Origin of the sequence: Bacteriovorax stolpii (genome assembly GCF_002872415.1) — a bacterium.
GTDB classification, from domain to species: domain Bacteria; phylum Bdellovibrionota; class Bacteriovoracia; order Bacteriovoracales; family Bacteriovoracaceae; genus Bacteriovorax; species Bacteriovorax stolpii.
Map to the genome: position 1 here is coordinate 1,576,485 of NZ_CP025704.1, position 20,873 is coordinate 1,597,357.

Below are 20,873 nucleotides of genomic sequence, written 5' to 3' on the forward strand. Positions count from 1 at the left end.
TTTCCACCCATATGGGACTCCTTACTTGTAAGATCTTTGTGTTAGTTTTACGTTCTCAAACTTCAGTTCTTCAATGTGACGAAGTGGCTCTACGCCGTCGCCTTGGTATTCCCAAGCAGCAACGTGACAGTAGTTCTCGTCATCGCGTTTTGCTTCACCTTCTTCAGTTTGAGACTCTTCTCTGAAGTGTCCACCACATGATTCAGGTCTCATTAGAGCATCAAGGGCCATAAGCTCCCCAAGCTCTAAGAAGTCAGCAACTCGACCAGCTTTCTCAAGCTCAGTGTTAACGTCAACATTTGATCCAGTTACTTTTACATCTTTCCAGAATCTCTCGCGGATGCTTCTGATTTGATCAATGGCCTTCTTTAGACCTTGCTCATTTCTCGCCATACCAACGTGATCCCACATAACTTTTCCAAGCTCTTTGTGGAAATCATCAACCGTTTTTGTTCCGTTGATTGCCAGTAGCCTGTCGTATTTTTCTTTTGAGTTCTTCAATGCTTTTTCAAATTCAGGGTGAGATGTCTCAAGCTTTTCGAATTTGTTTGAAGCGAAGTAATCACCGATTGTGTACGGGATAACGAAGTACCCGTCAGCTAGACCTTGCATTAGAGCAGAAGCTCCAAGGCGGTTTGCTCCGTGGTCAGAGAAGTTTGCTTCTCCAAGAACGAATAGACCTTCGATGTTTGACATAAGGTTATAGTCAACCCATAGACCACCCATTGTGTAGTGGATAGCAGGGTAGATCATCATCGGAGTTTTGTACGGGTCTTGATCTGTAATCTGTTGGTACATATCAAAAAGGTTTCCGTATTTTTCTCTGATTTTATCGATACCATCGCGCTTAATTGCAGAAGAGAAATCCAGGTAAACGGCCAGACCTGTGGCCCCGACACCAAAACCAGCATCGCACATATTCTTCGCGTTTCTTGAAGCTACGTCACGAGGAACAAGGTTACCAAATGATGGATAAATTCTCTCTAGGTAGTAATCTCTTTCTTCTTCAGGAATATCCTGTGGCTTTCTTGTGTCGCCTTTTTTCTTTGGAACCCAAACGCGTCCGTCGTTACGAAGAGACTCAGACATTAGAGTCAGTTTCGATTGGTGATCACCTGAAACCGGGATACATGTAGGGTGAATTTGCGTGAAACATGGGTTTCCGAAATAAGCACCTTTTTTGTAAGCGCGGAATGCAGCTGAAGCGTTTGAAGCCTTAGCGTTTGTAGAAAGATAGAACACGTTTCCGTATCCACCTGTAGCTAAGATTACAGCGTCGGCCATGTGGCGCTCGAACTCACCAGTCACAAGGTTTCTTGTGATGATACCGCGAGCTTTACCGTTAACGATAACTAGCTCAACCATTTCACGGCGAGTAAGTGATTTTACTTTTCCGTTATTCACTTCTTTCATCATTGCAGAGTATGCACCTAAGAGAAGCTGTTGCCCTGTTTGTCCACGGGCATAGAAAGTTCTTGATACTTGAGATCCACCGAAAGATCTGTTTGAAAGAGTTCCACCGTATTCACGAGCGAATGGTACACCTTGAGCAACACACTGATCGATGATGTTGTTAGCGACTTCAGCAAGACGGTGAACGTTTGCTTCACGAGCGCGGTAATCTCCACCTTTTACAGTGTCGTAGAATAGGCGGTAAACAGAGTCCCCATCGTTTGGATAGTTTTTAGCAGCGTTGATACCACCTTGAGCGGCAATCGAGTGAGCGCGTCTTGGTGAATCCTGGATACAGAAAGTTGTGACATGATACCCTAGTTCGGCCAGAGAAGCGGCAGCAGATCCACCAGCGAGCCCTGTTCCAACGATGATAACAGAGTATTTTCTCTTGTTAGCAGGGTTGACGATTTTCATGTGGAATTTATGGTTTTTCCATTTTTCAGAAATAGCTCCTGCAGGAACTTTCCCGTCTAGTTTTTTAATTTTATCAGCTGGAGTTGTCATATTAGTGTGCTCCTTGGAAATAACAGAAAATTGAAAGCGCTGAGAATCCTACAGAAACAAGGATTCCGAAGGCCCAGGCTGCGCATTTTAGTTTTGGCATATACTTAGGGTGGTTTAACCCCAGTGACTGAAATGCTGACCAGAAACCGTGGCTGACGTGGATACCTAAGCTCGTCACGCACACGATGTAGAAAAGAACGTGAAGAGGATTTTGGAAATACTCAATCGTCGTTCTGTACATGTCTCTCATCACTACACCATGAACTTCAGTTTCATAGTGAGAACCGAATTTCAGATTGATTAAGTGAAGGATTAAAAAGATCAGAGTGATGATACCAGTAAAAGGCATCGTGCTCGATGCAAACGTGGCCCCACGGCCTGAATGTTTTCTCGAGTGGTACTGGATAGGTCTTGCCGCTTTGTTTTCAAGAACAAGCTTAATGGCCATGACAGTGTGGACGATGAAAAGAAGACCAAGACCAGCTTCCGCTAAATAGATAAGCGGGTTGCTTGTTAACGTGTACGAGTACTTGTTAAAAGCGTCGCTTCCAACAACGAGAAGAACGTTGCCGAGTAAGTGAGATAAAACGAAACCGCAAAGAAGGAGACCCGTCACACCCATAATCTGTTTTTTAGTTACAGAGTTGAGGTACGAGCACGAACATTTAGAACTCATAGGTAAGTGCCCCTTGGAAAAAATCGTTATCAAAATAATGTGAGTTGTCCAAAAGGATTTTACTCCAGTGGAAACGAATGGTTAAGCAGAATATGGACTTTTTTAAATAGGTTAATTTTAGCCTTGTTTTACTCAAAAAAAGTCACTATTTTTTGATCAGATGCTGTGGCACTATTAGGTAAGTTTTATTTGAGGAAATATGAAAGATACAGATATGCAATTTGTGGGATGGCGAGAAGTTGTTAGTCTTCCCAAATTTAAGTTAAAAGACCTGCGAGCGAAAATTGATACAGGTGCTAAGACATCGGCCCTGCATGCAGACAGTATTGAGTTCATCAACATTAACGGTAAGAAATACGTCAAATTTCTCTTTATTACTGAAGATGGCAAGCATCATTATATAAAGTCGCCTTTTATTGAAGAGCGCGCGATTAAAAGCTCTAACGGTGACAAGACCATTAGACCTGTCGTGAAGACTGAAATCAAAATGGGTAAAGAGCGTTTTGAAATCGAAGTGACGTTAATTAACCGCGACCTGATGGGTTTTAAAATGCTCATCGGACGTGAGGCCTTAAATGGCAGATTCCTAATTAATCCGGCCAAACACAACTTGCTCAAATCTAAAAAGGAAAAGACTCAATGAAAATTGGTATTCTTTCAAGAAACTCAGGGCTGTATTCAACCAAGAGATTAGTAGAGGCCGCAAAAGCGCGCGGACACGAAGTCGAAGTCATCGATACACTTAAGTGTTACATGGATATTACTTCCACAAAGCCCATGGTTCACTATCAAAGCCGAGCATTGGATGATTTTAATGCGATTATTCCCCGCATTGGCGCGTCAATTACCTTCTACGGTTGTGCTGTTATCCGTCAATTTGAAATGATGGGCGTGTTCTCATTAAATGAAAGTGTGGCCATCACCAGAAGCCGCGACAAACTTCGCTCTCTACAACTTTTATCGAGAAAGGGATTAGGCCTTCCGGTGACAGGATTTGCTCACTCGACAAAAATGACTCAGGAACTCATCAAGCTTGTTGGTGGCGCACCTCTGGTTGTGAAACTTTTAGAAGGGACACAAGGAAAGGGAGTGGTTCTTGCTGAAACAGAATCGGCAGCAGAGTCGGTTATCGATGCCTTTAGAGAAATGGACGCCAACATTTTAGTTCAAGAGTTTATTAGAGAAGCTAAAGGATCTGACATTCGTTGTTTCGTTGTTGGTGATGAAGTCGTGGCCTCGATGATGAGAACAGCAAAACCGGGAGAGTTTAGAAGTAATCTTCACCGCGGAGGAACAGCTAAGATTATCGAGATCACTGAAGAAGAAAGAAAAGCAGCACTTGATGCAACCAAGGCCTTAGGGCTTAACCTTGCCGGTGTGGATATGCTGAGGTCATCACGTGGCCCTCTTATTATGGAAGTTAACTCATCTCCAGGTCTAAATGGAATTGAGACAGCGACTGGAAAAGATGTCGCTGGAATGATCATCGAGTATCTTGAGCGCATGGATAAGAGTTCGACTGAGACGAAAGGAAACGGCTAAGGAAAATAGAAGTGCAAATAACAGAGTTTCCCGCAGAGTATTTCATCAAATTAGAAGGCCAGGATTTTCTTCTTGGCCGCTTGTCTATTAATAAAATGAACAAGAGCTTCTGGGTAGAAGTGGATATTGTTCAAAAAGAATCAAAGAAGATTTTTGCTCACGTGGGCAACCTTTATAATGTCGCTGATCTGGATGAGGCCATAACGTCGTCAGTTCAAATGCTCTCGAAATATGTGAAACCTTGATTTATTTACTTTCGGCCCACATTCACTTAACAAACGGGGCGGCGATGATGTTATAATCATTCTCAATGAGAATGTACGTCCTCCTTATATTTACCGCCATCTTTCTGTCTTTTCAGGCGGCCTATTACGCTATCAATCTTCAGAAAAAAAGTGTTGCGGGGCCAGCAGAGATCCAAGAAATCCAGGGTTATAAAAAAGAGTTTGAACTCACTAAAAAGCCCGTGCTTGAAATCGACTTAAGTGCGATGTATCCGTCGCGCAGATACGCTCAGCTTCTTCAGCCGGTAAATGCCTTTTCCCGCGAAGGCAACAATACAAAAACATATTTTTCGAGACCTTGTCGATCTACCAGCGATTTCATGAGTAAGCTCTACCAAAGTAAGAGCGAAACTTGGGAAGATTTCCGCTGTAATAAAATTAGTGAACTTCCGGATCAGTTTTTTGAAACGCCACCATTAATCCATGAAAGTGGTGTGAGTTATGCCTATCTCGCTTTTTTATCGGGGCGCGAGCCTTTTTATACGCCAGAGTGGGTGAGGTCAAATCTTAACTTATTCCATGCTTATGAATTAGAAGAACTTCCGGCCCGAAGCCTGGAAGGGAACTTTAAAATTCTTTCTAACTTAAAAAAATCAGACCTTGAGTTACTGGTTAAAGGTGAGAGCTACATCGTCACAGACTCTTATTTTTTAGTACGCAACCGTCAGGATTATAATGTTACATACAAGATTTTTCCGCGAACAGAGCTTGATAGTTACCTAAAAGAGAAGGTTTACTTCCTGCAAAGTTATGACGAAGGTGAGCCTTGCTATTATAAGGAAGGGCGCTTTTGTTGGGAAAAAGATGACCGTACACTGATTTCTGTTTTAATGCAGTCATCGATTATTCTTTTTATCGGATCTATCATCGTTTTAGTCCTGATTGCCGTGATTCTTTACAAGAAAATCAAACAACAAAAATTTGAAGAAGAAAGAAAAAAACACGCTCTTCGTGTACTCACCCATGAACTGCGAACTCCGATAGCAAACCTTATGCTTTTAGTTGAAAGCATCAATAAAGAGAGTGACACCATTCCTGCTCATGTCTTAGAGGAATTTTTAAAAGTGGAAGGTGAAGTTTACCGCTTAAAGCGCCTGGCCGAAAAAAGCACGAGCTATCTTCAAACTCACGATGGACAGTCCTTGGTTTTTATCAATTTGAGCCCAGTGCCTTCGATCAATGAATTAGTGGAGAGTATGCTCGCTGATTACGAAGAAAAAGGCGTCAAGGTGATTCTTCCAGAAGTTGACCGCACTTTTTCATTGGATGTGTACTGGTTTGGTATTTGTGTAAAAAACCTTCTGGAAAACGCCCTTTATCACGGAAAAAGCCCGGTTGTGGTAAGATTGGAGACAACAGATGAGGCACTGACTTTATCTGTGACTGATTCAGGCCTTTGCCCATATAAGACGTTAGATGAACTTCTTTCTGCCGACAGAAGTAAAAAACCAAGTGCTGGTCTGGGCCTTGGAATGAGTATCGTGCAGAAAATTATGAGAGAGATGGATGGAAGACTCTCATACAATCAGACTCCAACAACGTTTTCGCTTTTTTTAAGGAATAAAAAATGAAACAGGTTCTTATCATTGAAGACGATGAAAATTTAGGGAAGTCTCTTAAGAAAATTCTCGAAGATGAAGGACTTGTGGCCCATTTAGCTCCGACTCTAAAAGAGGCGCGCGAGCTCACCAGCGATTCACTGGATGTCATTGTCCTGGATTGGATGCTTCCGGATGGACAGGGGATTGATTTTCTCCGTGAATTGCGCGCAAAAAATGCTTCTATTCCTGTCATTATGCTAACAGCGAGAACAGATCTCATTGATAAAGTCCTGGGCCTGGAAACTGGGGCCAGCGATTATATGACGAAACCTTTTGAGTCTCGCGAACTGGTCGCGCGCGTTCGCGTGCAACTTCGTGAGAAACTTGCTCCCAAAGAAAAAGACGAGCGCATCGTGATGGGGAAACTCATTATCAATTCGGCCGATAAAGAAGTTCTTTTTGACGGCAAACGCGTGACTATGACCAAGATGGAGTATGAGCTTTTAAAACTTCTGGCCGAAAATCCTCGCCAGACTTTTTCCCGTGAAAACCTACTTGATAAGGTTTGGGGTTATGAGAATTATCCGACGACAAGAACTGTCGACACTCACGTCTTACAAATCAGACAAAAAACGTCTGATGAGGTGATTGAGACGGTGAGAGGGCTTGGTTACCGCCTGGGAACCATCTCTAATGTCAATTCGAATTGACAATCAATTTACTAAGAACTGACGCAAGAATTTAGTCCTCTGTTACGATGAGATTACCATCAGGAGGACCTATGAATAAATTCACTTTCACAATCGCGCTTCTTTCTACTGCATTTTTAATGAGCTGTACGACGTCTGAGAAAGACATGAAGGAGAAGCTGGCTAAAGTCTTAAAAGAGAACCCTAGTATCTTGACTGAAGCAATTGAAAAACACCCCGCCGAATTTATCACTGCCCTCCAAAACGCAGCTAAAAATGCTCAGGAAGCCATGGCTAAAAACCGTGAAGCCGATGAGAAGAAACAGCTAGAAGAATCATTCAATAACCCCCTGGTGGCAGAAATCAGAAGTGATGAGGCGATCCTTGGACCCAAGGACGCCATCATCACACTGGTGGAATACTCTGATTTCGAATGTCCATTTTGTTCACGTGGAAACACAACTGTTAATGAGTTGATGAAAAAGTATCAAGGAAAGATTCGTTTTGTGTATAAACACTTACCGCTTTCTTTCCATGAACAAGCGATGATTTCAGCGCAATACTTCGAGGCGATTCGTCTGCAAAATAATGACAAGGCCTTCAAGTTTCACGACGAAGTTTTCGCCAACCAAGGCAAGCTTAAAGAAGGAACTGCTTTCTTAGATTCTGCAGCTAAGAAGGTGGGAGCAGATATGACTAAACTTAAAAAAGATTTACATTCTGACGCTGTTAAAAACAGAATTGCAGCAGACGTCGCAGAAGCAGGGAAATTCGGAATGCAGGGGACTCCTGGCTTCCTGTTAAACGGGGTGCCAGTTAGAGGGGCGTACCCTACAGAATACTTTGTTTCGTTAATCGACGAGCTTCAAAAACGCGGCAAAATTAAAATCTAAGAAAGATTTTCCAAACGTGAGTGAACCTTGAGAATTTGAGGTGCATTCACGTTTGGAAATTTTGTTATTTCGACGTTTAATTTATGTTAGCTATTTGAGTTTTTAAGATTTTGTCGTGCGCAGTTCGTTTTTGTTTTTCAAAAAATGCATACAAAATTCCAAGCCCTAAAAGATTGATAGATACTAGCGATAGGCTCGTTCTCATAAAGTGCTGTAAGAGAGTTAGTTTAGTATTATCATGATTCAAAACTTTTAATTTAAATAAAAATTTTCCCAGAGTGGTATCATACTTATAAAGAATAATGACTTCATAAATGATGAAAAATATTATAGATAAGTGAAGCTTTGAAGTATTTGGAAATTTGAGCTCTACTAGTAAAGCTAATATGTTAATCAGACAAAGATCAATCAATTTTGCCGATAATCTTTTATACAATAATTCTTCCATAAGTATCACCAATAAAAGTTACGTAACATTAAGTAGTATTTTAGATCACTGACCTGAATCGTGAGACATTGCTCCATCTTATCGGCACTTCCCTTAAGGTCACTTTTTAATATTTGTATGTTTTTTTGGAGCTTATCTTTAGCAATTCGGTAACTGATAAACTCAACATTCCTTTCTTCAATGATTTTAATTTTTGAAGCAGGTGCCTCTTGGCTAATCGCTTCACCAAATGAAGAATCGCGAAAACGAAGACAAAGATTTGTAACTGCAGGTTTGTTTTGATTTGTCATTTCTAGAGCTGATGAAAGTGGGTGGGGGGTCTTTTTCTCTGGTGCTTGTCCCATTTCACTTTCCAATACTTTAGCACTTTTTTGAATTGTGCCTTCTAGATCCTCATAGCGAAAATGATCTAAGAAATATTTGTCATCCTTTGCTTTGTAGAAAATAATTTTTTCACCCTTCGGTAAAAGCTTTATTTTTGCATGGGGATTTAATATTTCGCTTTTTCCAATAAGGGAATAGTCATTTAAGTCAAGCAATGTACTCATACTTTTTGATTTCTCAGAGTAGAGTAGTATATGGGGGGTCTTTAGATACATTTCTTTTATTACATAATCCTTGCTCTCTAGCTTTGTAGAAAATAAATCTTTTCTTTCAGGTAAATTCGACTGTAATTTCAGTTCTATTAGAACCAAAATCACTAATATTAAATAAGGGATAATGAAATTTCTAAAAATGTTATTCATGAACCTCAACCCTCGCTTGAAAAACGAATGCATGATTCATCACTATTGAAAGTTCAGACTCTAAATCAGTTACGCTTGTGTCAAAGCAATAAGTTCCATTGCTATCAGGATAGAGAACCCCAACGTCTTTCAAGAAGATGTTACTTTCTTTTAAAGTCTTAAGATTTGCTTGCATATCTTCTACTGTGTAGGCTTTTTTATTACTTATTTTTGAATCACAATATTTAAAGTGTTTTGGATAATCACTTGAAAGAGGTGTCTCGGCTTTATCATCATTAACTAGGAAAATTTCATCAAATGTAGGTAATGGAACGTTTAAAATTTCATCCTTATAGGAAACTTTAATCAGTACTTCGTCAGAATAAAGAGAAAAATCATTATTTTGTTGAAAAGTGACATCTAAAACAGTGACCTCTTCTCCTATTATAAATGATTTCAATGGGAGCATTTCCCTCTTTTCAGCTGTTGTGGCTAAATACATGGGAAATGTTATTCCTAGATTAGAGGGAACAATATTTACGTTGTTTTTGAATATCGTAAAGAAGCTAAGCTTTTGAATTGGAATTTTTTTATTTATGTATTTCTCTAAGTAGAATTTTGCAAAATCCTTTTGCATTTCAATTCGTTTTTTAAAATCGAGATCATCCACTTTTTTTAGAGTTTGTAAAAACTGCTTAGATTCTACTGGCAAAAAATAGAGAACTCCAAAGCTGCTGATGAGTTTGATAGAAATGAAAAGTAGTAGATGAATTTTTGCTTTAATGTTTTGAACTCCGACAATAATTCTATCGGAATACTTATTGCAAGGATTAATAAATTTTACGTAGAAGACTGACAAAAAAAGATGACTATTTCGCTTTGATATAAAAATAGTGAGAATATTAAGATCCCTTTGGAGATTTCGTTATTCTTCTTCTTCTTCTTCTTCTTCTTCTTCTTCTTCTTCTTCTTCTTCAGATTCCACTATTCATTCTTTGGTGTCATTTTTCAGGATCAGAGCTTTAGGAGTAAGATTCAGTAAGAGTACTCCGTCATTTTAATGACTTACTAAAGTGATTTATCGTCAAATTAGTGACTTACATAATGTAAGTTTAGTTACGATATATCAAACAGTTAGCCTTCTTATCCACACTATTAGGTGCTCTAATAGGCCTTTTAAAAGTTGGCACAGCTCCTGCAATAGGTATTAGTGTGTGTGTGGAGAATCTATTAAAAGGATTTTTTTAGACCTCCTGTGAATGTCTCTCAAAAAGCCCATTGCTGAAATATGCACTGGGCTTTTTTGTTTTAGCCCACTTCTTTTATAATCATCATGACTTCTTTAATATTTGTCTTAAATACTCAGCCTGGATTTTTATCATGAAGAAACTCATTTGCTTAATCGCTTTATTATTTAGTACGACTCAAGTTATGGCCGAAGGAAACAACGGAGCAGGGATTGTGTTTGGTGACCCTTCGGGGATTACATTTCAACACAAGATCAATGCTCAACAATTCACCGATTTTTATTTCGCCTACACGTGGGATAAGGAATGGGTTTTTATTGGTGATTACAAATTTCACTTACCAAATCTTTTCCAGGGTTCTGTTCCTGTGGTTCCTTATGCAGGGATTGGTCTTTTCTTTAAAATTGAAGATAAAAAACACGATGATGATGTCGCCTTAGGCGCGCGTATTCCTCTGGGGATTGACTGGCGAATTCCAAACTCACCAATTGTTCTTTTTGGAGAGCTTGTTCCGGCCCTGCGTTTGATTAAGTCTACCGATGGCGATTTTCAGGCCGGTCTTGGTGGAAGGTTCTTCTTTTAATGAATGATTACTTTGAAGGGGAGACTTATAGCTCTTTTGATCCAAGTGTCGCCCGTGCCGAATTTGTCGAGTGCCGTTTTCAAGGAGTGGATTTCACTCCTGTGAATATGAGCCACTTTAAATTCCTCGATTGCCAATTCACCGATTGCAACTTCAGCAATATTTCTTTAAAGAGCACTCATATCAGAAGTGGTGTCTTTAAAAAATGCAAACTCATTGGTTTAAACTGGGTTGAAGCTTCGAATGCTTCTGGGTGCTCTTTCACAGAATGTGTGCTCGATTACAGTGTCTTTCAAGGCATGAGTCTAAAGAGCGCTGTCTTTAAAGAGTGCCGTCTGACGGAAGCGGATTTTTATGAAGCTGTTCTTATGAAGGCAGATTTTTCGGGCTCTCATTTAAAGGGAGCTGTTTTTAACCGCGCTAATTTATCTGAGGCCGACTTTAGAGGGGCCAAGGAGTATTTCATTGATGTGCGTGAGACGACGGTAAAAAAAGCGAAATTCAGTGTGCCTGAAGCGCTCTCACTTTTGAGCTCTTTAGATATTGTGATTGATTAGGTCAGTGAATGTGGCAGCCTTAAAATAAAGTGTGTCTGCCTTTCTTCTGGCATAAAACTCAAGCTTCCTCCATGGGCCTTGGCCACACCATGGGCCACGCTGAGCCCTAAACCTAAATTTTTATCGGCCTCTTTTGTTGTAAAAAAAGGCTCCATCATTTTGCCAATATCTTCAGACCTGATCCCGATGCCATTGTCGATGACATGAACGATATAATCGTGTTGGTCCCTGACAAGTTTAACTTCGATTTGAGGTGAAGAAGTATTTCTTGTGGCCTCAAAGGCATTGTTACATAGATTAAAAATGGCCTGCACGATTTGATTACTTTTACATTTTAGCATTGGTGTATCTGCTAAAGGAGTAAAGTGCACCAGTGTTTCAGTGTGTTTAAATTTCTGATGACAAAGAGAGATCGCCGTTTCAATCAACTCGTTTATGTTATGGGAGCGGTTTTCTTGAAGGTGACCATCAATAGAGAAATCTTTCAGCGCGCTTGTGAGTTTGTTGATCCTGATGACCATGCGTGAGATTTTATCGGCCAGTTTATCGAATTTTTCTTTATCATTGCTTGATTCAAGAGGAATTCTTTCCATTTGCTCCAGTGAGACTTTTATAATGGCCAGTGGGTTATTGATCTCGTGGGCAACTCCCCCGGCCATTTCACCTAGGGCCGTCATCTTGGATTGCTCTATCAGGTTTTTAGTTAACTTAAGAACTTCTTGTTTGTATTGAGTATTAGAATGAACAGCAACACCAATAATGGCAAAGGAGGCCAGATTGGCGGCATGGAAATGCAGCAATTCTAAAGGAGTCAAAGGTGACATCGCACTAAGAAGAAGTGGCCCGCCCAAACCTAATGAGGCATGTAATAAATAATTATTCCAGGTCATAGATGTGGAACAAATAATTGAGGCCACAACAAAGTAAGACCAGCAGTGAAAAGTAGACCAGTGATTGAGTTGTAACAAGTATAAGTAAAAAAGGATGAAGCCAACTGTGCAAAGGCGCAGGAGAAAACGTCCCCATTTTAGCGGCTCTTTAAGAAAAAAAGTGGCCACAAGAAAAATGAGCGCAGCCACACTAATGGCCAAGCGTCCACGGATGTCATCAATATAAGATGAATTCAGCGCAGTCATCAGGTAATAAAAAAGCATGCTGCAAATGGCGGAGCTAAAAAGAAAAATTCTTACTCTTCTTAAAGATTGAACTTCTTCAAGGTCATTAAGTACTCTAAGCATCAATGATCCATTATTTTGTAAAGAAGACCGGCCAAGGCCCTTGCCCCTTTTTGAGAAAGGTTGTCGTAAACAGGATTGTATTCGTAAATACCAAAATGGCGCGTTTTGAGCACATCAAGTGAATAAGTCAGAAGCTCTTCAACAAAATGGTAGGGAAGACCACGGTGGTTAACAGCGCTCACTCCTTCCATCACTCCAGCATCAAGAGCATCAGCATCCAGGCTAAAGAGATAAAGGGCATCGCGGTCATAAGGAATCATGCGCTCAAATAGTTTGCGGTTATTGGTAAAATTTTGAGTCAGGTTTTTTAAGTCATCATAAGTCGCTACGACTTCTTTTGCTTTACCAAGTTCATTCATCGTCGTTTTTGTATTGGCAAAATCGTGAATCCCAAGTTGAATCAATTCAAACTGGCCTTCAAATTCGTTGGCAAATTGCCTAAATGGTGTTCCCGAATTCACAAAAGTGTCGATTCGTGTGTCCAGGTGGGCGTCGATATTGATGACTTTGATTTTTTTTGAAAGGGTGTTCATCGCCTTTAAAAGCGGGTAGACGTGGTCGTGGCCTCCGCCTAAATGAATGAACATTTTTGCCTGGGTATAGCTTGATAAAGCAGTAGAGAGTGCTTTCGCGTATTCCGATTGAGCATGCTCAAAACTTTCTTTTTCAAGCTCTGGATTGGCCACTTCAATATCAGACCAAGTCTCTTTATTATGGAGGGCCAATTTTTTGACAATGTTAAGAATCGCTTCTGGGGCGTAGCCAGAGCCACGTCTTCCCATGTTTCTGATGGTCCCGATGTCGGAAGAGGATTTTAGAAAAAGGATGCTCGCTTCACTCGGTTTAGACTTTCCGGCAATCACGCGTTCTTGGTCGCGAGTACTGGCGTTTAAGAGGATCGGATCATTTTTCATAGGGCACCCTATAGTTTAGCGTTTACCAAAATTTAGTGTGAGTATATCATTAAAAGATCAAATGAATAAAGAATGGTTTATATTTAAAGGCACCCACCATCTCGGTCCGTTTTCTATTGAGGAAATGGAGGAGTTTGTTAGCGTCGGTGAGATCAATGCCCAGTCATTGGTATGGCGCGAAGGGGCCGAAAAATGGGAAGCGCTGGGAAAAACCCGCGAATTGCAGTTTTTAGTCAATAAAACAGCACCACCTCCGCCAGCGCCAAAGGCCAGTTTGCCAGATCTGCCAAGCCTTCCTGATCTTCCGGATGATTTGCCTCCACCAATGCCAAAAACGGCAAAGAGGCCCGCTCCTGTTGAAATGGATGAGGATGAACCACCACCGATTCCTCTGGATGCGATTTTAAATCCAGATGGGAAAAAGCGCGTCTTTAAAAAAGAAGAGAGCGATCGTTTTTCTATTACTGACCCTAAAGTGATTTTAGGGCTTATTGTTTCGATTTTTATTCTGGTTGTCGGATGGTTTTACACGAACGAGCAAAGCTCCGCGATTCAAATCAGGATCAAAGGGATGATGCCAGTGTACCTGGAAAAACTTCAGGAAGTGGCGACCCAAAAGACTCCTTCTTTTGCCATGACGATGGCGCTTTCTCTTGATGGAAAAACTCTCTATGCTTCTTCAAACAAAGAAGGTGAGATTGTTTCAATCATTAAAATGCAGTCGCTGCCAAAGCGCACGCTGGGAACTGACGATGTGGAAATCATGGTCCGCGGAGTGATCCGCAATCACTTAGGTGAATTCTCGCGTATGCAGCTAACAAAAGGGCCGCAGTTTGTTCCGGGCGAATACAATATCGACTTCACCGGAAGACGCATTCATTTCCTAAATAGAAAGTTTAGGTTCTTAAATGATATTGGTTTTTTTAAGAAACTGAACACGACATTTACTTACCATACGTCTGCTCTGATTTATGCCGGCACACCTCGCGAATTTGAAACCAAGCTTGCTCAGTACCGCGAGCGCATCGTTGAAGAAAAGATTAAGCCTTTTGCGGATAAGCTTGAGCGCTTCCAGACTTTCCAGTCGCTTTTAACCAAGACAATGGAAAACTATATCTTGACTCTGGAGAGTGTGAAGAGGGCAAAGGACATGGATGGGTTTGAAAGAGGTTACGTCAAAGAAGTCTCTCCAATTATTCAGTCACTAGTTGTTGCGGCCAATGAAAACTCGAAGAAATTTGAAGGCGATGAAGAGGCTCCAAAAAATAAGATTGCTTCCTTTAAAACGCAAATGATGATGGGCAAGCAAATCGGTGAGCTTGCTTCTGACATGATTGTAGAAACGAAGAAACTAAATAAGTTTAATAGCGCCGAAAAAAATGCATTGAGAGCAAAATTTGAAGGGCGCTATAAAAATATCAAGTCGCAAATCGACGCCAATATTACACTTTTATCAGCTGAAATTGATAAAATCGGGAATTGATTTAGAGAATACTGTAAGCTGCTTTATCTGTGTAGCTTAGTTTCTGCCCGCAGGTAAATTCACCTCTGACATTTTTAATCACGCTCGATCCATAAAAAAGCGGGTCGTGCTCAAAAATCATCGTTAGTTTTTCTCTCTCAATGAAATCCAGGAAAACCTTTTTATCTTCTGTCGTCACTCCCGGAGAAATGTCATAACCCATGACCCATGGAATGTGCACATGGTTTGATGTCGGGATAAGATCGGCCATATAAATGATTTTATCATCGTAAGCATGAAGCAGATAAGGCGTGTGCCCCATTGAGCATTTGAACTTCATTCCTGGAAAAATCTCTCCTTCCATTCCATCGACAAAATGCACTTGATTGTGCTCTTGATACCATTTGATCACAGGTTCAAAGTATTCAATCTGAAATGAACCGGTGTCTCTGTCGGTTGGATGATGAGAGTACTCGTAGTGTTTTTTATGAAGATGAACTGTGGCCTTTTTTAAAACGGGTTCGATTTTTCCATCCACCATTTTGCCAATTCCACCGACGTGGTCAAAGTGCAGGTGAGAGATAATTAAATCGGTGATATCCTCTGGTTTTAAACCCGCTTCTTCTAAAGCAAGTTCAAGTGGTGAGGGTTTTCCCACAACTCCAAAGCGCTCATCCCACTTCTGGCCGTGGTAGTCGCCGATGCCGGTATCGATAAGGATGTTTTTATTTCCATCCTTAATAAGCACTAAACGAAGCGCTAATTCGATCCTGTTGAGTTCATCGGCCGGGTGAACTTTGTTCCAAAGGGGCTTGGGGATAATTCCGAACATGGCACCTCCATCCAGTTTAAAGCGCGCAGGTTCAAGAGAGAAATATTGTTTACTTTGCATATTGTTAAGCCTGTTTTTTGCCCAGAATGATCCCTAGGCAGTCCCTAGGGTAAAAAATTGTTCGCGATTTGGCATTTTTTTTCATCAATTTTTGCGATGTTCCTTTAAGGACTTATGCCTGACTATTATTATGATCGGCGTCTCATTTACTATTATCTTACACTTCACACAAACTCTTTAGAGGAGAATCTATGAACGTCCATGAGTATCAAGCAAAAGATTTGATGCGCAAATTTGGTATTAAAGTATTAAACGGAAAGACTGCTCAGTCAGTTGAAGATGCAGTTAAGGGAGCAGAAGCTCTTGGCGGAAAAGTTTGGGTTGTTAAAGCTCAAATCCACGCTGGTGGTAGAGGGAAAGCTGGTGGAGTAAAAGTTGCTAAGTCATTAGACGAAGTCAAAAAATACGCGACAGACATCCTTCACTCAACGCTTGTGACTCACCAAACAGGTCCAGAAGGAAAAAAAGTAAACACTCTTCTTATTGAAGAAGGCTGTAACATCGCTAAGGAATTTTACCTTGGGATCGTTCTAGATAGAAACACTTCTAAAGTAACATTCATGGCCTCAAAAGAAGGTGGAGTGGAGATTGAAGAAGTCGCTCACAAAAACCCAGAAGCTATCGTAAAAGTTCCGGTTGAACCAGGAGCTGGATACCAGCCATACATTGGAAGAATTCTTTCAAATGCACTTGGATTAGATGCTGCTCAAGCAAAAGAAGCAGACGCTTTCTACAAAGGTCTATACAAACTTTACACTGAATCAGACTGTTCAATCGCAGAGATCAACCCTCTTGTCTTAACAGCTGACAACACAATCATCGCACTAGACGCTAAACTTAACTTCGATGAAAACGCAATGTTCAGACACCCTGAAATCGCGGCCTACAGAGACTTAACTGAAGAATCAGCTAAAGAAGTTGAAGCTTCAAAATACGGCCTTTCTTATATTGAACTTGATGGAAACATCGGGTGTCTTGTAAACGGTGCTGGTCTTGCTATGGCAACTCTAGATATCGTAAAACTTCACGGTGGAAACGCTGCGAACTTCCTGGACGTAGGTGGTGGAGCCACGAAAGAAGCTGTAGAGCAAGCTTTCAGAATCATCCTTTCTGATCCAAACGTAAAAGCAATCCTTGTTAACATCTTCGGAGGAATCATGAAGTGTGACATTATTGCTGAAGGTGTAGTAGCAGCAGCTCGCGCTGTATCTCTAAACGTTCCTCTAGTTGTTCGCCTTGAAGGAACAAACGTAGAGCTAGGAAAGAAAATCTTAAATGAATCAGGTCTAGCAATCACATCTGCTAACGACCTAGGGGACGCAGCTAAGAAAGTAGTAGCTGCTGCAAAAGGAGCATAACCATGGCCATCATGATTGATAAAAATACACGTCTGATCACAATCGGTATTACTGGTAAACAAGGAACTTTCCACACTAAACAATCTGAAGCCTACGGGACAAAAGTTGTTGGTGGGGTTACACCTGGAAAAGGTGGAACAGTTCACGAAGGATGGCCGGTATTCAACACTGTAAAAGAAGCTGTTAAAAAAACAGAAGCTAACGCTGCAATGGTTTTCGTACCACCTCCGTTTGCTGCTGACGCTATCTTAGAGTGTATCGAAGCAAAACTTCCTATCATCATCACAATCACTGAAGGGATTCCTATTCTAGATATGGTTAAAGTAAAAGACGCCCTATCAAGAAACCCAGAAGTTCGTTTAGTCGGTCCGAACTGCCCAGGTGTTATCACTCCAGGTCAGTGTAAAATCGGAATCATGCCAGGACACATCCACCTTCCAGGAAGAATCGGGATCATCTCTCGTTCTGGAACACTTACTTACGAAGCGGTTGGACAGCTAACAGCTCGTGGTATCGGTCAATCAACATGTGTTGGTATCGGTGGTGACCCTGTAAACGGTACAAACTTTATTGACGTTTTAGAGATGTTCAATAAAGATCCGGACACAGATGGTGTTATCATGATCGGGGAAATCGGGGGCTCAGCTGAAACTGACGCTGCTAGATGGATCCAAAAGAACATGAAGAAGCCAGTTGTTGGATTTATCGCAGGGGCTGCCGCTCCAAAAGGAAAGAGAATGGGTCACGCAGGTGCTCTAATCTCTGGAGAAGACGATACAGCAGCAGCGAAATTCAAAGTTTTAGAAGAGTGTGGTATCACTGTGGCGAGAAGCCCTGCTGATCTTGCTTCTAAGCTTGAAGAAGCAATGAAAGCAAAAAACGTAACAATCCGTAATTCATAATTTTAGTTGTTTTCTATAAAGGAGAAAAAACAAATGGAAAGAACATTTTCAATCATTAAGCCAAACGCAGTAGCTGACAACAACATCGGAAACGTAATTGCTCGTTTCGAAAAAGAAGGTCTTCGTATTGCTGCTCTTAAACTTACTCACCTTTCAAAAGAGAAAGCTGAAGGATTCTACATTGAACACAAAGAAAGACCATTCTTTGGTTCTCTAGTTGGTTTCATGACTGAAGGACCAGTGGTTCTTATGGTTCTTGAAGGTGAAAACGCTGTAGAGAAAAACAGAAAAATCATGGGAGCAACTAACCCTGCTCAAGCTGAAGAAGGAACTCTTCGTAAGCTATATGCTAAGTCAATCGAAGCGAACGCTGTTCACGGATCTGACTCTCTAGCATCTGCAGAAAGAGAAATTAACTACTTCTTCGACAAGAACGAAGTTAAAGCTAGATTCTAATTTATACTCAATAAATTAAAAATAAAGAAGGCCTGGTTTATCCAGGCCTTTTTTTTATCCATCAAGATAAACGAAGAATCCCTTAGCTATTATCAATTTTTTTAAAGTTCAAACTCCGATTACTATAAGTGGATCAAGGAGCTTTTGAATGAAATGTCCAAACTGTACTGATTCTGTCTTGTCGATGACTGACCGTCAGGGAATTGAAATTGATTACTGTCCTAACTGCCGTGGGATCTGGCTGGATAGAGGAGAGCTGGATAAGCTTATTGAAAAATCCAGATCATCAGAGGAAGCACCTCGAGAAATGGCCCGTGAAAAGGTCAATGAAGTGATTTATAAATCCGATTATTACAAACCAAAAAGAAAAAAATCATTATTAGAAGAGCTCTTTGATTAAAGAGTTCCCATAAGAAGGCGCGCGGGTCTTTTAGTGCCCAAAAGGCCCGCACGTTTTTATTTTACAGTACAAGTTTCGATAATTTCATTTCTATCAACTAGAGCACAAGAAAATTTCTGCTTAATTGTCAGAGAGTTTTTTGTCACAATTACTGATTGTTTGTATGAAGTCAGAGGAATCATGTCTCCACAAACAGATCCACCAGGTCTTTTCCCTGTCGATGTTGTAACATAAGTCACTTCACCATTTTTCTCAGATCTTGAAGCTCCATCCAGGTGAGCTGTCGGAGTGAAATAAGAAACAGAATCAATAACAACTGATCCTTCTCCATATTGGCTTTCTTCGATTTTACAGTCTGTTCCAGTTTCTGCCGCTACTGGTTTACCATTGTAGATAGATGTGAATGTTCCTAAACGTCCGCTTAATTTTGCGATTTCAGCAGGAAGTTTCGCTTCTACTGTTGAAAGAGTTAAAACTGTCAGGGCCATTAAAGTTAATGCTTTCATAATGTGTCCTCCAAAAAGTTAAAGTCTTTTATCATAAATTGGGATGCTCATTAGGATGTATGTAAATTTTCGCTTGTTTTTAGTTTAATTTCCCCCCATGCTCAAAGATATGAAAGAAAAAACCAAAGTAATCGCATACATTTTTAGAAAGAGTGCAAGTGAAGTCCTGGTCTTTGATCATGCGGATTTTCCGGAGGCCGGGACTCAGGTGGTTGGCGGGACTTTGGAAGAAGGCGAGGATTTTAAGCTGGCCCTTGCCCGGGAAGTTCTGGAAGAATCAGGTTTGGTGATTGAACCTTCATCATTTTCGAAAGTCGGTGAGACGATCTATCACCGCAAAGATAAGCCTGAAGTCAATTTCCGCCATTATTATTCTTTTTCCTCAGATGCTTTGCCTGAGCGCTGGTCGCATATTGTAAAAAGTGATGGCGAGGATAATGGGATGGTTTTTGATTTCTTTTGGCTCCCAATAGAGGAAGCCAAAAGAGTCTTGACCGGGAATTTTGGTGAACTTCTCTAGTTCATACATTCTTCAAAAGTAGCGTATTCTTCATTTGAAAGAGTAAGAGTGTTAATATCAACTTTTCTGATTCCTTCATCACCTCTAGAGCAGATTTTATTGTTTTTCATTGTCTGAATTCTGGCATTACAGTCATTAAGAGAATCAAAATTGTAACCGTAGTATTCAGAGCGAGTTGAAGCTTTCATTAAAGCGTACTTTGACCCAGAAGCAGTACAAGTCACATTGTTTTTGGGAGTTGAAAGAATCGCTCCATCTTGAGCCGACCACTTATCTGAGACTAAAAATTGCTTTAACTCAGTCGAGTTTGTTAAACCACTCCACGCCCATGTTTTAAGGCCATCTATTGCATAGTTATTATTCAGAGCGATTCTTCCTTCGCAGCTTGAAAGAATAAGCTGATAGAAGTTTTTACTTTTTCCTTTAAAAACATCATAAGGAACGGCCTTGCCGTCGAAGTCGTAGAAGGCCTTTTTATTACCGTGTGAACTCCAAAGAATGACTGATGTTTCCTCATCGCTTGCAGCTAATTTTAGGTGCTCTGATGTGGCCTGAACATTGATCATTACGCGAAACTTTAATTTAGTGACGTAGTTCATGATGTAGTAGATAGCATCCCAATCAGTTTTTTGGATGGTTTGATCATTTTCAGTGCTTCCCAGACCAATAAAGATATAAAAATTTTTATTCTTATAAAGGTGATCGTCTTTTAGACCTGAAAGAATCACACTTCCTGAAGAGACTTCTTTAGAGACAACTTCAAAAATTTGGTCAGGGTTTTCTGCCTGTTTTCTTTCCAGCTCTTCTTTAAAACGGGCGATTTCTTCGGAGTTATTAACGTCTGCTTCCAGGGCAATTTGATTGTCTGTTAATGCTTGTGAGGCACTCTCTGTTGGAGTCGATTTTTGAGTCTCAATTTTACAGGCCGAAAAAAGCAGAACAAGAGCAATCATTAAAGCGTGTTTCACAAGAATATCCTCATAGTGGTTATGTGAAGCTATTTTGAGGCTAAATTGAGTGGGATGGGAGGGGGGCAGGTGATAAATTCAGGGGTGTTTAAGGGGTAGACAGATTTGATGCC

General features: G+C 40.7%; 24 protein-coding genes. 14 read left to right on the forward strand and 10 right to left on the reverse strand.

Features of this window, described 5'->3' with window-relative positions; all coding sequences use genetic code 11:
* Positions 1-21: 21 nt before the first annotated feature.
* Together C0V70_RS07850 and C0V70_RS07855 are read right to left on the reverse strand one after the other, a co-directional pair.
* A complete protein-coding gene (locus tag C0V70_RS07850) occupies positions 22-1,959 on the reverse strand; it encodes a fumarate reductase/succinate dehydrogenase flavoprotein subunit (protein WP_102243313.1) in 1,938 nt (645 codons plus the stop codon).
* A 1-nt stretch (position 1,960) separates the two neighbouring features.
* Positions 1,961-2,635, reverse strand: coding sequence for a succinate dehydrogenase cytochrome b subunit (locus C0V70_RS07855; RefSeq protein WP_102243314.1), 675 nt, complete (start codon positions 2,633-2,635; stop codon positions 1,961-1,963).
* 199 nt (positions 2,636-2,834) lie between these two features.
* Between C0V70_RS07855 and C0V70_RS07860 the strand changes: the two genes are divergently transcribed.
* The 6 genes from C0V70_RS07860 to C0V70_RS07885 all read left to right on the forward strand — a co-directional run bounded on the left by C0V70_RS07860 (position 2,835) and on the right by C0V70_RS07885 (position 7,584).
* Complete coding sequence (locus tag C0V70_RS07860; RefSeq protein ID WP_102243315.1) at positions 2,835-3,278, forward strand: ATP-dependent zinc protease family protein; 444 nt, start codon at positions 2,835-2,837, stop codon at positions 3,276-3,278.
* Entirely contained in the window at positions 3,275-4,177 is a 903-nt protein-coding gene (gene rimK, locus C0V70_RS07865; protein WP_102243316.1) for a 30S ribosomal protein S6--L-glutamate ligase, read from the forward strand. Before C0V70_RS07860 ends, rimK begins: the two co-directional genes overlap by 4 nt.
* An 11-nt stretch (positions 4,178-4,188) precedes the next feature.
* Positions 4,189-4,422 carry a hypothetical protein gene (locus C0V70_RS07870; RefSeq protein WP_102243317.1) on the forward strand — a complete coding sequence of 78 codons (234 nt, stop codon included), beginning with the start codon at positions 4,189-4,191 and terminating at the stop codon, positions 4,420-4,422.
* Positions 4,423-4,487: 65 nt separating this feature from the next.
* Entirely contained in the window at positions 4,488-6,032 is a 1,545-nt protein-coding gene (locus tag C0V70_RS07875) for an ATP-binding protein (RefSeq protein ID WP_102243318.1), read from the forward strand.
* The gene (locus C0V70_RS07880) at positions 6,029-6,712 is read left to right on the forward strand and encodes a response regulator transcription factor (RefSeq protein ID WP_102243319.1); all 684 of its coding nucleotides are present in this window, start codon (positions 6,029-6,031) and stop codon (positions 6,710-6,712) included. Before C0V70_RS07875 ends, C0V70_RS07880 begins: the two co-directional genes overlap by 4 nt.
* A 71-nt stretch (positions 6,713-6,783) precedes the next feature.
* Complete coding sequence (locus C0V70_RS07885; RefSeq protein ID WP_166637365.1) at positions 6,784-7,584, forward strand: DsbA family protein; 801 nt, start codon at positions 6,784-6,786, stop codon at positions 7,582-7,584.
* A gap of 76 nt (positions 7,585-7,660) precedes the next feature.
* Here the strand turns inward: C0V70_RS07885 and C0V70_RS07890 are convergent, their stop codons facing one another.
* The 3 genes from C0V70_RS07890 to C0V70_RS07900 are packed head-to-tail and all read right to left on the reverse strand — an operon-like array spanning position 7,661 to position 9,427.
* Positions 7,661-8,032, reverse strand: coding sequence for an RDD family protein (locus C0V70_RS07890; RefSeq protein ID WP_102243320.1), 372 nt, complete (start codon positions 8,030-8,032; stop codon positions 7,661-7,663).
* Between the two features lie 5 nt (positions 8,033-8,037).
* Entirely contained in the window at positions 8,038-8,778 is a 741-nt protein-coding gene (locus C0V70_RS07895) for a hypothetical protein (RefSeq protein WP_102243321.1), read from the reverse strand.
* Positions 8,771-9,427 carry a hypothetical protein gene (locus C0V70_RS07900; RefSeq protein ID WP_133566797.1) on the reverse strand — a complete coding sequence of 219 codons (657 nt, stop codon included), beginning with the start codon at positions 9,425-9,427 and terminating at the stop codon, positions 8,771-8,773. Before C0V70_RS07900 ends, C0V70_RS07895 begins: the two co-directional genes overlap by 8 nt.
* 710 nt (positions 9,428-10,137) lie before the next feature.
* Between C0V70_RS07900 and C0V70_RS07905 the strand changes: the two genes are divergently transcribed.
* Both C0V70_RS07905 and C0V70_RS07910 read left to right on the forward strand, forming a co-directional pair.
* Complete coding sequence (locus C0V70_RS07905; RefSeq protein ID WP_133566796.1) at positions 10,138-10,587, forward strand: hypothetical protein; 450 nt, start codon at positions 10,138-10,140, stop codon at positions 10,585-10,587.
* Positions 10,587-11,144 (forward strand): pentapeptide repeat-containing protein, encoded by a 558-nt coding sequence (locus C0V70_RS07910; protein ID WP_102243324.1) that lies wholly within the window; start codon positions 10,587-10,589, stop codon positions 11,142-11,144. Before C0V70_RS07905 ends, C0V70_RS07910 begins: the two co-directional genes overlap by 1 nt.
* Here C0V70_RS07910 and C0V70_RS07915 read toward each other — a convergent pair.
* Positions 11,141-12,382, reverse strand: a complete 1,242-nt coding sequence (locus C0V70_RS07915) for a sensor histidine kinase (RefSeq protein ID WP_102243325.1) — start codon at positions 12,380-12,382, stop codon at positions 11,141-11,143. The two genes, C0V70_RS07910 and C0V70_RS07915, sit on opposite strands and share 4 nt — an antisense overlap.
* Complete coding sequence (locus C0V70_RS07920; protein ID WP_102243326.1) at positions 12,382-13,296, reverse strand: arginase family protein; 915 nt, start codon at positions 13,294-13,296, stop codon at positions 12,382-12,384. The genes C0V70_RS07915 and C0V70_RS07920 overlap by 1 nt, the downstream gene beginning before the upstream one ends.
* Before the next feature lie 37 nt (positions 13,297-13,333).
* Here C0V70_RS07920 and C0V70_RS07925 point away from each other — a divergent pair, with 37 nt between their 5' ends.
* Positions 13,334-14,779: a DUF4339 domain-containing protein gene (locus tag C0V70_RS07925; protein WP_133566795.1), complete on the forward strand. Its 1,446-nt coding sequence runs from the start codon at positions 13,334-13,336 to the stop codon at positions 14,777-14,779.
* A gap of 1 nt (position 14,780) precedes the next feature.
* Here C0V70_RS07925 and C0V70_RS07930 read toward each other — a convergent pair whose 3' ends face one another.
* On the reverse strand, positions 14,781-15,650 hold the full coding sequence (locus C0V70_RS07930) for an MBL fold metallo-hydrolase (RefSeq protein WP_102243328.1): 870 nt from the start codon (positions 15,648-15,650) through the stop codon (positions 14,781-14,783).
* A gap of 191 nt (positions 15,651-15,841) precedes the next feature.
* Between C0V70_RS07930 and sucC the strand changes: the two genes are divergently transcribed.
* From sucC to C0V70_RS07950, 4 genes are all read left to right on the forward strand, one after another.
* On the forward strand, positions 15,842-17,008 hold the full coding sequence (sucC, locus tag C0V70_RS07935; protein WP_102243329.1) for an ADP-forming succinate--CoA ligase subunit beta: 1,167 nt from the start codon (positions 15,842-15,844) through the stop codon (positions 17,006-17,008).
* Between the two features lie 2 nt (positions 17,009-17,010).
* Positions 17,011-17,910, forward strand: coding sequence for a succinate--CoA ligase subunit alpha (gene sucD / locus C0V70_RS07940; protein ID WP_102243330.1), 900 nt, complete (start codon positions 17,011-17,013; stop codon positions 17,908-17,910).
* A 33-nt stretch (positions 17,911-17,943) separates the two neighbouring features.
* A complete protein-coding gene (gene ndk, locus C0V70_RS07945) occupies positions 17,944-18,366 on the forward strand; it encodes a nucleoside-diphosphate kinase (protein ID WP_102243331.1) in 423 nt (140 codons plus the stop codon).
* 148 nt (positions 18,367-18,514) lie between these two features.
* On the forward strand, positions 18,515-18,766 hold the full coding sequence (locus tag C0V70_RS07950; RefSeq protein WP_102243332.1) for a TFIIB-type zinc ribbon-containing protein: 252 nt from the start codon (positions 18,515-18,517) through the stop codon (positions 18,764-18,766).
* A 56-nt stretch (positions 18,767-18,822) separates the two neighbouring features.
* On the opposite strand, the gene C0V70_RS07955 is transcribed toward C0V70_RS07950, so the two are convergent.
* Positions 18,823-19,272 carry a hypothetical protein gene (locus C0V70_RS07955; protein ID WP_102243333.1) on the reverse strand — a complete coding sequence of 150 codons (450 nt, stop codon included), beginning with the start codon at positions 19,270-19,272 and terminating at the stop codon, positions 18,823-18,825.
* A 109-nt stretch (positions 19,273-19,381) separates the two neighbouring features.
* Here C0V70_RS07955 and C0V70_RS07960 point away from each other — a divergent pair, with 109 nt between their 5' ends.
* The gene (locus C0V70_RS07960) at positions 19,382-19,792 is read left to right on the forward strand and encodes an NUDIX hydrolase (protein ID WP_158649618.1); all 411 of its coding nucleotides are present in this window, start codon (positions 19,382-19,384) and stop codon (positions 19,790-19,792) included.
* On the opposite strand, the gene C0V70_RS07965 is transcribed toward C0V70_RS07960, so the two are convergent.
* On the reverse strand, positions 19,789-20,760 hold the full coding sequence (locus tag C0V70_RS07965; RefSeq protein ID WP_102243335.1) for a hypothetical protein: 972 nt from the start codon (positions 20,758-20,760) through the stop codon (positions 19,789-19,791). The genes C0V70_RS07960 and C0V70_RS07965 overlap by 4 nt on opposite strands.
* Positions 20,761-20,873: the final 113 nt, after the last annotated feature.

Bases quoted from the DNA above. Each gene is read 5' to 3' on its own strand.
- C0V70_RS07895 (WP_102243321.1), bottom strand. From the start codon at position 8,778: ATGAATAACATTTTTAGAAATTTCATTATCCCTTATTTAATATTAGTG.
- ndk (WP_102243331.1), top strand. From the start codon at position 17,944: ATGGAAAGAACATTTTCAATCATTAAGCCAAACGCAGTAGCTGACAAC.
- sucC (WP_102243329.1), top strand. From the start codon at position 15,842: ATGAACGTCCATGAGTATCAAGCAAAAGATTTGATGCGCAAATTTGGT.
- C0V70_RS07930 (WP_102243328.1), bottom strand. From the start codon at position 15,650: ATGCAAAGTAAACAATATTTCTCTCTTGAACCTGCGCGCTTTAAACTG.
- C0V70_RS07955 (WP_102243333.1), bottom strand. From the start codon at position 19,272: ATGAAAGCATTAACTTTAATGGCCCTGACAGTTTTAACTCTTTCAACA.
- C0V70_RS07875 (WP_102243318.1), top strand. From the start codon at position 4,488: ATGAGAATGTACGTCCTCCTTATATTTACCGCCATCTTTCTGTCTTTT.
- C0V70_RS07885 (WP_166637365.1), top strand. From the start codon at position 6,784: ATGAATAAATTCACTTTCACAATCGCGCTTCTTTCTACTGCATTTTTA.
- C0V70_RS07920 (WP_102243326.1), bottom strand. From the start codon at position 13,296: ATGAAAAATGATCCGATCCTCTTAAACGCCAGTACTCGCGACCAAGAA.
- C0V70_RS07855 (WP_102243314.1), bottom strand. From the start codon at position 2,635: ATGAGTTCTAAATGTTCGTGCTCGTACCTCAACTCTGTAACTAAAAAA.
- C0V70_RS07910 (WP_102243324.1), top strand. From the start codon at position 10,587: ATGAATGATTACTTTGAAGGGGAGACTTATAGCTCTTTTGATCCAAGT.
- C0V70_RS07915 (WP_102243325.1), bottom strand. From the start codon at position 12,382: ATGCTTAGAGTACTTAATGACCTTGAAGAAGTTCAATCTTTAAGAAGA.
- C0V70_RS07850 (WP_102243313.1), bottom strand. From the start codon at position 1,959: ATGACAACTCCAGCTGATAAAATTAAAAAACTAGACGGGAAAGTTCCT.
- C0V70_RS07960 (WP_158649618.1), top strand. From the start codon at position 19,382: ATGAAAGAAAAAACCAAAGTAATCGCATACATTTTTAGAAAGAGTGCA.
- C0V70_RS07905 (WP_133566796.1), top strand. From the start codon at position 10,138: ATGAAGAAACTCATTTGCTTAATCGCTTTATTATTTAGTACGACTCAA.
- C0V70_RS07880 (WP_102243319.1), top strand. From the start codon at position 6,029: ATGAAACAGGTTCTTATCATTGAAGACGATGAAAATTTAGGGAAGTCT.
- rimK (WP_102243316.1), top strand. From the start codon at position 3,275: ATGAAAATTGGTATTCTTTCAAGAAACTCAGGGCTGTATTCAACCAAG.
- C0V70_RS07890 (WP_102243320.1), bottom strand. From the start codon at position 8,032: ATGGAAGAATTATTGTATAAAAGATTATCGGCAAAATTGATTGATCTT.
- C0V70_RS07860 (WP_102243315.1), top strand. From the start codon at position 2,835: ATGAAAGATACAGATATGCAATTTGTGGGATGGCGAGAAGTTGTTAGT.
- sucD (WP_102243330.1), top strand. From the start codon at position 17,011: ATGGCCATCATGATTGATAAAAATACACGTCTGATCACAATCGGTATT.
- C0V70_RS07950 (WP_102243332.1), top strand. From the start codon at position 18,515: ATGAAATGTCCAAACTGTACTGATTCTGTCTTGTCGATGACTGACCGT.